Annotated in this window: 13 protein-coding genes; 3 read left to right on the top strand and 10 right to left on the bottom strand. The window is 38.9% G+C overall.

The window, feature by feature from the left end:
* Positions 1-127: 127 nt before the first annotated feature.
* From AC1DSL_RS14055 to AC1DSL_RS14045, 3 genes are all read right to left on the bottom strand, one after another.
* The gene (locus tag AC1DSL_RS14055; RefSeq protein ID WP_016429000.1) at positions 128-1342 is read right to left on the bottom strand and encodes an NAD(P)/FAD-dependent oxidoreductase; all 1215 of its coding nucleotides are present in this window, start codon (positions 1340-1342) and stop codon (positions 128-130) included.
* 215 nt (positions 1343-1557) lie between these two features.
* Complete coding sequence (locus AC1DSL_RS14050) at positions 1558-1920, bottom strand: HesB/IscA family protein (RefSeq protein ID WP_016429001.1); 363 nt, start codon at positions 1918-1920, stop codon at positions 1558-1560.
* A 234-nt stretch (positions 1921-2154) separates the two neighbouring features.
* Positions 2155-2388, bottom strand: a complete 234-nt coding sequence (locus AC1DSL_RS14045; RefSeq protein ID WP_016429002.1) for a NifU family protein — start codon at positions 2386-2388, stop codon at positions 2155-2157.
* 84 nt (positions 2389-2472) lie between these two features.
* On the opposite strand from AC1DSL_RS14045, the gene AC1DSL_RS14040 reads away from it, so the two are divergent.
* Positions 2473-2799 (top strand): YuzD family protein, encoded by a 327-nt coding sequence (locus AC1DSL_RS14040; protein ID WP_016429003.1) that lies wholly within the window; start codon positions 2473-2475, stop codon positions 2797-2799.
* 53 nt (positions 2800-2852) lie between these two features.
* Here the strand turns inward: AC1DSL_RS14040 and AC1DSL_RS14035 are convergent, their stop codons facing one another.
* Positions 2853-3923, bottom strand: coding sequence for an NAD(P)/FAD-dependent oxidoreductase (locus tag AC1DSL_RS14035; protein WP_016429004.1), 1071 nt, complete (start codon positions 3921-3923; stop codon positions 2853-2855).
* A gap of 157 nt (positions 3924-4080) precedes the next feature.
* Between AC1DSL_RS14035 and AC1DSL_RS14030 the strand changes: the two genes are divergently transcribed.
* A complete protein-coding gene (locus tag AC1DSL_RS14030; RefSeq protein WP_036660166.1) occupies positions 4081-4308 on the top strand; it encodes a YuzB family protein in 228 nt (75 codons plus the stop codon).
* Positions 4309-4340: 32 nt separating this feature from the next.
* Here the strand turns inward: AC1DSL_RS14030 and AC1DSL_RS14025 are convergent, their stop codons facing one another.
* Positions 4341-5102 carry a TIGR01457 family HAD-type hydrolase gene (locus AC1DSL_RS14025; RefSeq protein ID WP_342543182.1) on the bottom strand — a complete coding sequence of 254 codons (762 nt, stop codon included), beginning with the start codon at positions 5100-5102 and terminating at the stop codon, positions 4341-4343.
* Positions 5103-5104: 2 nt separating this feature from the next.
* Positions 5105-5551 carry a type VII toxin-antitoxin system HepT family RNase toxin gene (gene hepT / locus AC1DSL_RS14020; protein ID WP_016429007.1) on the bottom strand — a complete coding sequence of 149 codons (447 nt, stop codon included), beginning with the start codon at positions 5549-5551 and terminating at the stop codon, positions 5105-5107.
* Between the two features lie 88 nt (positions 5552-5639).
* Between hepT and AC1DSL_RS14015 the strand changes: the two genes are divergently transcribed.
* Positions 5640-5906 carry a DUF3055 domain-containing protein gene (locus AC1DSL_RS14015; protein WP_016429008.1) on the top strand — a complete coding sequence of 89 codons (267 nt, stop codon included), beginning with the start codon at positions 5640-5642 and terminating at the stop codon, positions 5904-5906.
* A 198-nt stretch (positions 5907-6104) separates the two neighbouring features.
* Here the strand turns inward: AC1DSL_RS14015 and AC1DSL_RS14010 are convergent, their stop codons facing one another.
* From AC1DSL_RS14010 to AC1DSL_RS13995, 4 genes are all read right to left on the bottom strand, one after another.
* Positions 6105-6458: a YutD family protein gene (locus AC1DSL_RS14010; protein ID WP_477532637.1), complete on the bottom strand. Its 354-nt coding sequence runs from the start codon at positions 6456-6458 to the stop codon at positions 6105-6107.
* Between the two features lie 14 nt (positions 6459-6472).
* Complete coding sequence (lipA, locus tag AC1DSL_RS14005) at positions 6473-7396, bottom strand: lipoyl synthase (protein ID WP_477532636.1); 924 nt, start codon at positions 7394-7396, stop codon at positions 6473-6475.
* 206 nt (positions 7397-7602) lie between these two features.
* Positions 7603-8394 carry a sporulation protein YunB gene (gene yunB, locus AC1DSL_RS14000; protein ID WP_016429011.1) on the bottom strand — a complete coding sequence of 264 codons (792 nt, stop codon included), beginning with the start codon at positions 8392-8394 and terminating at the stop codon, positions 7603-7605.
* 38 nt (positions 8395-8432) lie between these two features.
* Positions 8433-9418, bottom strand: a 986-nt coding sequence (locus tag AC1DSL_RS13995) for a bifunctional metallophosphatase/5'-nucleotidase (RefSeq protein WP_477532635.1), incomplete at its 5' end; no start/stop codon positions are given.

The following is a 9418-nucleotide window of genomic DNA, read 5'->3' as shown; positions in this document are numbered from 1 at the left end:
CTATTTTCTAGAGAATCCTCATTACTCATTTAAATCCTTCAAATATTTCCGGTTTGTTAGAAAACCAACTCGGTTAGATTGAAAAAACCCATCTGGATAATCCAGATGGGCGAAATTTAATCTATTATTAAAGAACGTTAAATTTACCTTTTTTCACAACTAGTGAAGGACCGCCAATCATGAAAAGAGAACGGTTATCAATTACTTTTTTCATAAATGATGCCTTTGTGCCTGTAATTTTTTTACCGAAAACTACACCGATTGCGTCATGTTCACCAAGTGAACAAACACTACCTTTTAAATCAGGTACGAATGTTTCTGTTTGTTCTCCATTGATTAAAGCGATAAGGTTTTTCGCCACTGTCACACCTTGTTGCATTGCAATTTGTGCTGTTGGTGGGTAAGGACGGTTTACTTCTTCATTAATCAACAATGCGCAGTCACCAACGATAAATACATCATCATGACCTGGAGCACGCATATCTTTTTCAACTTTAACGCGGGCACGCATGTTTTCAATGCCTGTTTGTTCGATTAAACGGTTTCCGCGAACGCCTGCAGCCCAAACGACTGTACCAGCTTTCACAAATTCAAACTCGTCTTCACCTTTTTTAATTTTCACACCTTCAGGAGTTGCTTCAACAACTGGTGTTCCAATTGAGAATTCAATTCCTTTTGCTTGTAGGTGACCAACTGCATATTCAACCAATTCTGGATCAAATCCTGGTAATACCATTGGTGCAGCTTCTACACAAACAACACGTACTTTTTCATGTGGTACATCGAACTCTTTGCAAAGTTCAGGAACTCTGTTACCAAGTTCACCTAGGAACTCAATACCGGTAAACCCAGCACCACCAACAACGATTGTTAAGCGGCTATCATCTTTTACGTCTTCCATTGACCAAGTAGCGAATTGATATTCGATATGCTCACGGATTTGACGAGCTGCTTTTACATTCGCAATCGATAAAGCGTATTTATCTAAACCTGGAATCCCGAAAGTTTCGCCTTCGAATCCAAGACCGATTACTAGGTAGTCATAAGAAAACACACCGTTATCAGTTGTTACTTGTTTCCCAGGAATATCGATTCCTTCTACAGATGCTTTCACAAATTTTACTTTATCTGATTTAATTACATCTGCAATGTCATAACGTACTTGATCTGGTCTTAATGTTCCTGCTGAAGCCTCATGTAACCATGTAGATTCATAATGATAATCATTTTGGTTAATTAATGTAATATCTGCTACGTCAGGTCCAATGTTTTTTTGTAAGTTGACTACTGTTGCTAAACCGCCATAGCCGGCGCCTAATACTAAAATTGTCGGTCTTTTCACGAAGATCGAAACCACCTTTAAATAGTTTTATATTTATTCGTTTAGTCAAAGAAAAAAGAAGTATTTACATACTTCAAGTAGACTAAAGCGAATTTGTCTCTTTTTTCGACAAATGTACTATCCTCTATAATATACCTCTTAGGTTTTGATTTCAATATAATCCTGCCAAGAGTAAAAGGTTTGAATTTACAGAAAAAGACCAAAAATTGGTTGTCTTAACAATTTTCTGGTGTTCCTGTTTTGCTCGCTGTTCGGAATGATGAACCGCAACCACAAGACGCAATGGCATTTGGGTTTTCAATAGTGAACCCTCCACCCATCAACGATTGCTTATAGTCAATTACGGTACCATTTATGATGGCTGCATCTTCACTCGATACCAGGATGGTCAAGCCATGCTGTTCCAGTGTAATGTCTGAATCTTTCTTGTCGTGTTCAAAACCCATCCCATATGAAAGACCACTACAACCACCGCCATGAACGGCTACCCGTAAAAAGGAACCTTGCTCGTCATTATGACTCATCATTTCTTTAACCTGGTAAGCTGCAGCTTCTGATAATTCGACAACATGTGTCATCCGTTACACCTTCCTTCTATCATTTATGATACCAATTTTGCTCAAACACATACAACTAGAACAACTTAATTTGACTATCGATATAACCAACGTTTTGGGTATAATGAAAAAAAGATAAGTATAAAAAAGGAGCCTCTTAAGGCCCCAAATTGTTCAGCATAAAAATCAACTAGCATTATCAGCTCGTATTGTATAACTACAAGTGACAGTGCAATGCAATTTCACTTTTAGGAATTAAAACACTTGTTCAACTTCCACTACACCTGGAACTTCTTCCAAAAGAGCTCTTTCAATACCTGCTTTTAGTGTTATTGTAGAACTTGGGCAGCTACCACATGCACCAAGAAGACGAAGTTTGACTATGCCATCTTCGATATCGACAAGCTCACAATCTCCACCATCGCGGAGTAAAAATGGACGTAATTTATCTAATACTTCTTGAACTTGTTCTGTCATTGTATCAGTCATTTATTTCGACCCCTTTCCTTATAATTATTATAATGTGAAGAGAAGAAAAAATCCATCAGTACATACGAAACGGAGAAAATTATCATGGAGAAAAAATTAGTTTCAATTGAAATTTATGGTGCAGATGTCGTTTGTGCCAGCTGTGTAAACGCACCTACATCCAAAGATACGTACGAATGGTTGCAAGCGGCAATCGATCGTAAATACCCTAATCATCCTTATGAAATAACCTATATTGACATTGAAAAACCAGTGGATAATGAACGACAACAAGAAATTGCCACTCAAGTATTGGAAGAAGAATACTTTTTCCCACTCGTTTTAGTTGCTGGAGAAGTGGTTGGCGAGGGCTATATCCAACTGCAACCCGTTTTTGTTGAACTAGAAAAACATGGTTTTATCAGTAAATAAACAAAAAATGAGACCTGAAAGTTATATTTCACTTCCAGGTCTCTTTCTATTCATCAWCCGTTATGCCACTTGTACATCCATAGCACACCAGATTTTAGTAAACGTGCGATACGTCCAGTGACTGTACGGTCTGCCAAGTAAGCAAAACCTTGTTTTTTCCCTAAAGAACCCAAGAATCCTTTTAGTTTGATTTCAGGCATCGTTTCAGGCAGCTCTTTACCTTTCCAACGTGCTTGAAGCACTTCAACAATTTGTTCCGCTTGTTCTTCCGCAACTTGTGCACTTGGCGAATATGGCAACGCTGCACAGTCACCTACCACATAAACATGTTCATCTTCGGGTAAGTTATGGTATTGAGACAACACAACACGCCCAATTGAATCAGTTTCCGTATTCATGTTTCTCACAGGAGCGACAGGTTGAATACCTGCTGTCCACACCACTGCATCCACTTCAATCGTCTCTTCATGGTTATGCAAAACAGTTGGCTCCACTTTTGTGATATTAGAATTACTGACGACTTCGACATTGTGGGTATCAAACCATTTTTTCACGAAATTACTTAATCGTTCCGGGAAGTCACGTAAAATACGTGGGCTTCGATCGAACAATTTAATTCCTAAATCCGGACGTGATTCGCGTAATTCGCTGGCAAGTTCGATTCCACTTAATCCTGCTCCGACAATCCCGACAACAGATCCAGATGGCAATCCACATAGTTTGTTAAATGTTTCACGTGAACGACCTATCGTTTGAATGCTTAACGTGAATTCGTCTGCACCAGGCACACCATGGTACTTGTCTTCACAACCTAATCCAATTACTACATCATCATATGGGATTTGTATGTCATTAGAAAGCACGACCATTTTTTCTTCACGGTTGATTTCTACGACCTCGCCATAGACCATTTTCAAACGTTCATGTTCTGGATAGGATACTCGGACTTCCTGGTCAGGAACAGTACCTGCTGCCAATGCATAAAACTCTGTTTTCAAACTATGGAATGGTGTACGGTCCACTAATGTAATTTGTACATCTTCAGGTAAATTATTATTTGGCAGTAAACGAAGCAACATACGCATGTTGCCGTATCCACCACCCAGTAAAACTAAGTTTTTCATAAAAAAATCTCCCTTGAGCATTTTATATACAGTCTATCTCTTTACGTTGTAAGTATAAATCATTGTGAGAAGTTTCACAATAAGACACTCGGATTGACGAACGAAAAAAAAAAGAGTAGCATGGCGATGTAGCGAGGTGAAGAACGTGTTTAATCCAATGGTAGAATTTTGTGTCAGTAATTTAGCGAATGGTTCGCAAAAAACGTTTGAACAATTAGAACGAGACCCAAATTTAGACGTTCTGGAATACGGGTGTTTAAGTTATTGTACAAAATGTGCTGAATCTTTTTTTGCAGTTGTTAATGGTGATGTCGTAGAAGCTGATTCGCCAGATGAGCTTACTAAGAAGATTTATGAATATATAGATGAAAATCCACTTTTTTAATACTCAGGAGCTGCGTAGATGCAGCTCCTTTTTTATATGCATTCCACTAAATTTTCAAGAGTTACAGTTGGACGTTCTGGTTTCAGCAATGCTTCTTCCGTAGAAGTCACACCCGTATTGACGTGAATCGTGTCAATTCCAAAATTTATTCCCGCCATAATATCGGTATCATAATTGTCTCCAATCATCACCATATCCTCTTTTGAATACTGATGTTCAAGCTGAATCATTTCAAGCATATGACCATGCGGCTTTCCTATATAAATAGGTTCAACTCCAGTAGAACTTTGAATCAACGCTGTAAACGCACCATTACCTGGCATCAAGCCTCTTTCATTTGGGAAAGCACGATCACTGTTTGTAGATATAAACGTTGCTCCTTGTCTGATGTCCAGACAGGCCTGTGCAATTTTCTCATATGTGATATCCCGGTCGATTCCCATCACAAACACTTCTTTCGAAGAAGGCACTATACACACTCCTTTCTCAAGAAGTGATTCCCTCAATCCACTTTCCCCAATCATTGAAACTTCTTTTCCAGGGTAGTGAAGTGCAATGTACTTCGCTGCCGCCAAAGCAGAAGTCATAATATGACTGCGCTTTGCTATAATCCCAAAGCCTGCAAGCTTCGATAGCACTTGGTCCGGTGTCTGAGAAGCATTATTAGTCACAAAAAAAGGTTCTATTCCTTGGTGTTGTAAATGGTGAACAAATTGTACTGTTTCTTTTATCGGCTGTTTACCACGATAGACTGTTCCATCCAGGTCAATGCAATAACATTTATAAGTTTTCATGCTTAATCCTCTGGTAAAAATGCAGACACTGGCCCAAGTTCATGCGTTAAATAATGCTCAATACTCGCTGGAAATTGTCTTAACTCCTGGAAATTTGATTGCAATATAGTTTGCACTTCCTTATGATTAACGCTCATAAAATCTCGCACCAGCATTTTACGAAGTCCAATTACTTCTTTTAGAGGTGCGTCCATCTCAACAGATATCACTTTTTCGTCAGTCAATATGTCAATGATGTCATCATAGCTGCCTGGGTCTCTCATAATGAAGCCGTCTATCATGGAATTCCCAACATCAATCATGGACTCGATAATGTTTTGAGCAATTCGCTCCAATGCCAATTTTTCAAATTCATTCATAGAAGAATTCACTGATGTCTCCAGCATTTCCATAAGTGTTGTCATATACTTCAATGTATGATTAATTTTTTTTCGGTCTACAAAATACATAAGGTTCCCTCACTTTATCAGTTCTAAGTTGATTGTCTTTTCCATCCTATAGTACCATAATTGCTAGGAGTGGAAGGAGAACTGCCAAATGGAACGATTTTTCTTATATGATGATGTGGAAGATACAAAAACGAGATTTGTTAGCTTTACAGGTGAGTCTCAACGATATGATTTAGCAATTTTGCAAAGTAGCCGCTTTTTCGGAAAAGTACTCGTAATGGATATTCAATATAATCGTTTTGCTATATTGGGCTCTGATGATTTAGAAGAAGAAGGTTATTTGGAACATGTCTATAACCGCAACGAAGAAGAAGCCGCAGAACTACGCGATTATTTGCAGGAATTATTAGGCTAAGCATTCATTGTTGATGTATAAAAAGAAGGAATCATTGCCCGTTCCGCGGACGAACTGGCATCCATTTGCGCCTAGCAAGCCGCAAGAAAGAATATGATCAAAGGTAGTTTTGACCATATCCGCAGGAGCTGCACTTTTGAAGAATGAGACCCTCAACGATAACGTTTAACTGAGACTTAGGATAAGAAAAAACCTCGATTAGGATGATGGAACATCCAAATCGAGGTTTTCTGTTTGTGGTGTTTCTTCTATTGCAGCTAGAACTGCTACCGGTTTTGCTGGTCCGGATTTTTTTAATATAAAGTACGCACATCCAAAATTACAGTATTCATACAAATAATCCTGCAACGTACTGACTTTCGTATCATAAGTCGCTTTTTGATTTTTATCATCAAAGAAACCTTTCAGACGAAGTTGTCCATAACCCCAGTCGCCCAAAATGTAATCATATTTATTTAAAATTTCACTATAACGATCTTGGAAAGCCTCTTCTTTAAATGCTTCCCGATAATCTATCAGAATTTCATATTCCCATCGATCGATTGTAATCATCAATTCACGCTCCATCAACTTGTTGTGAGAGTTAATTGCTCGTCACCAAGACGCTGTTTTTCTCTTGCTGCTGCATTTACCTGTTCATCCGCATGGTAACTACTACGAACCAATGGTCCCGCTTCACAGTGTGAGAAACCTTTGGACATCGCAATTTTACGTAGTTCTCCAAATTCGAGCGGTGAATAATATTTTTGAACTGCAATATGTTTTTTAGATGGCTGTAGGTACTGCCCAATCGTCATAATATCCACGTTGTTTGCCCGCAGATCATCCATTACTTCTATAATCTCTTCTTTTGTTTCGCCTAGACCCACCATAAGAGAAGATTTCGTTGGAATATCGGGTTGCATTTCTTTTGAACGACGTAAAAACTCTAGAGAACGATCGTACTTTGCTCGTGCACGAACTCTCGGTGTTAACCGACGAACTGTTTCTATATTATGGTTTAAAATATCAGGTTTTGCATCCATCAGCATTTGTAGATTTCCCTCTATCCCACCCATATCAGAAGGCAAAACTTCGATCGTTGTGAATGGGTTTTTGCGACGAATGGCACGTACAGTTTCTGCGAAAACAGCAGAACCACCGTCTTTTAAATCATCTCGCGCAACCGCGGTTACGACGACATGTTTTAGATTCATCATGACAACTGAATCTGCTACACGTTCTGGCTCTGCTAAATCAAGTTCATTCGGTAAACCCGTCTTAACTGCACAGAAACGACATGCACGTGTACAAATTGCACCTAAAATCATGAACGTTGCTGTACGTCGAGTACCCCAGCATTCGTGAATGTTTGGGCATTTCGCTTCTTCACATACAGTATTTAAATTGTTTTCACGCATCATTTTCTTAAGACCTTTATAATTGTCATTCGTATTTAATTTAATCTTTAACCAAGCTGGTTTTCGAATATGTGTTTGTTTAGTTGTCATGATTGTAACCCCATTCTTTTCAGACTATGTAGGCAAGTAACTCACTGTTGTCAATGTACCATATTCAAACACGTCCCACAACCTTCTCTGGAATCAAAAAATAAAGCTTCTCTGTGTAAGAGGAGCTTTATTTTTGCTTTTAATTTTGAACCAGCATGCATCTTAACTTACCGTGATACCTCTCCCTCTGGTCTCTTTGTACGAACTCATTCAGGTGGTGGTGAAGTTGGGGCTGCTGGGGGCTGTAATGGTACTTCTACTGAAGGTTGAGTATTTCCTTCACCTTTTGTATAGATCTGAGGAACCTGTCCTCGGATGATTCCTAGTGCAACAGGTATTTTTCGTTTAATTTTCGTCGATTTAGTTGCCAGCGGCACAATGACTTGTACAGTGACCTCAATGACAATGCTCACATCAACCATTGCATTGTTAATGCCAAACTCAGTGATTTCGTATTTTACGTCTGATTGCACATTGCCGATCACATGGAATCTTATAGGGATTTTTGGTCCCAGGTTACCAAGAAGCGGGATATTCGTTGCTTGACCAAGCGGTACATAAAACACAATTCCCCCGTTATCTTCCATTGCCTGTGGATCATACTCGATGTCATCTAAATAAGGTAAATTATCCAAGTTCCCTTCTTCAGCCTGCTCCAAGTGGGTTTGCACCAATTGACTAGTTTCCGCCTGTACCCGATTGATGATATCCGTCTTGAACTTCGTCGTTACCATATTGGGTTGGTCCGTTGGTATTTCTTCAATTATATCATTTACATCCATCACATCAGCAGTGCGTGAGTTGATTGCTTTACTTACGACAAGTGAGGCAATTTTATTGGATTGAACTTCTGCATAATCTAAGTAAATTGGAGTCAGGCGAACGTTGACGAGATAAAACATTAAAGCAACGGAGATCACGATAAAAACAAATAGCAAAGGAACAATGTTATTCCCTTTCCAATAAACTGACCTTTTTGATATTTTACGTAATCGCACAAAAAAAGCCTCCTAGGTCATATTACGACCAGGAAGCCTCAATTATTCCTATATTCGTTCTTTTGACCATATGCAATTAGAATGTCACGAATGAATTCTGGCATAAAGTAAGTCTTTGGCAATTCTTTGAATGCTGGAAAGAAATAACCAAAAGTGAACATATCAAGAGTTGCCAATCGAACCTTGACTGTAGGTTCAATGAGACGCCCACGTATAAACAAATCATCCTCAACTACCTTAAATTGATGGGTAATCATTTTACCCATCACTACCCCACGAAAGCCCAGTCCTTTAATTTCAAGATTTGGCCAGCTTTCATTTAACGACAAGTTGTAAATATCTTTTAATTGTTCTCCAGTCAGTTCAATGACACAAGGGTTGATTGGATGAGGCATCATTTGGTGAATATCAAAATGTGATATTTCACCTCTATGTAAGTCCGTTAAGAACAAGCCTGCATTGAACAGGGCACATTCGGTGTTACAAAATGTGGTTAATGCGTTCCCAAAATAAGTCGACAAAGCGGAATCCTTGAACCATTCTTTTGGAAGATGTTCCGTTTGGTAAAACGCTGGAACTGATAAAAGGTTTTTGCCCACATTGACCAAATTATTTAGAAATCCTTCTTCGTCGACACTTTCTTGCAATTCATTTGTATCGTACAAAAGTGCATGTTTCTTTATAACTTCTTTCTTTTCCAAATCGTATTCTAGTGTCACATGCCCTACGTAATATCCAAACTTGCCAGCGGCTGCTAACAGGGAACGATTGACCAGCTTTCCTTCATGTAAAATGTGATGAGTGTGTGCCCCAAAAATGACATCAATTTCGGGAAATTGCTCGGCCATTTCTTCATCTGCTTGAATCCCCAAATGAGACATACAAATGATGACGTCAGTTTCACCTTTTAGTTGCTCAACATGTGCTTTTAAAGCTACAAATGCATCCGTTACTTGCCATCCGAGCTGTTCATAAAACTGAGTGTATTCAGCAGTTAGGGCTGTCACACCTATCTTTGTACCAT

Source organism: Paenisporosarcina sp. P4_D4 (genome assembly GCF_056401835.1).
Note: the sequence above shows the minus strand (reverse complement) of the source record. Positions and strands in the feature narration are given on the sequence as shown.

What these genes read in the sequence shown, in the direction of transcription:
- AC1DSL_RS14050 (WP_016429001.1), bottom strand. Translation starts at nt 1,920, where the DNA reads ATGACACATGTTGTCGAATTATCAGAAGCTGCAGCTTACCAGGTTAAA.
- AC1DSL_RS14045 (WP_016429002.1), bottom strand. Translation starts at nt 2,388, where the DNA reads ATGACTGATACAATGACAGAACAAGTTCAAGAAGTATTAGATAAATTA.
- AC1DSL_RS14040 (WP_016429003.1), top strand. Translation starts at nt 2,473, where the DNA reads ATGGAGAAAAAATTAGTTTCAATTGAAATTTATGGTGCAGATGTCGTT.
- AC1DSL_RS14030 (WP_036660166.1), top strand. Translation starts at nt 4,081, where the DNA reads ATGGTAGAATTTTGTGTCAGTAATTTAGCGAATGGTTCGCAAAAAACG.
- AC1DSL_RS14025 (WP_342543182.1), bottom strand. Translation starts at nt 5,102, where the DNA reads ATGAAAACTTATAAATGTTATTGCATTGACCTGGATGGAACAGTCTAT.
- hepT (WP_016429007.1), bottom strand. Translation starts at nt 5,551, where the DNA reads ATGTATTTTGTAGACCGAAAAAAAATTAATCATACATTGAAGTATATG.
- AC1DSL_RS14015 (WP_016429008.1), top strand. Translation starts at nt 5,640, where the DNA reads ATGGAACGATTTTTCTTATATGATGATGTGGAAGATACAAAAACGAGA.
- AC1DSL_RS14010 (WP_477532637.1), bottom strand. Translation starts at nt 6,458, where the DNA reads ATGATTACAATCGATCGATGGGAATATGAAATTCTGATAGATTATCGG.
- lipA (WP_477532636.1), bottom strand. Translation starts at nt 7,396, where the DNA reads ATGACAACTAAACAAACACATATTCGAAAACCAGCTTGGTTAAAGATT.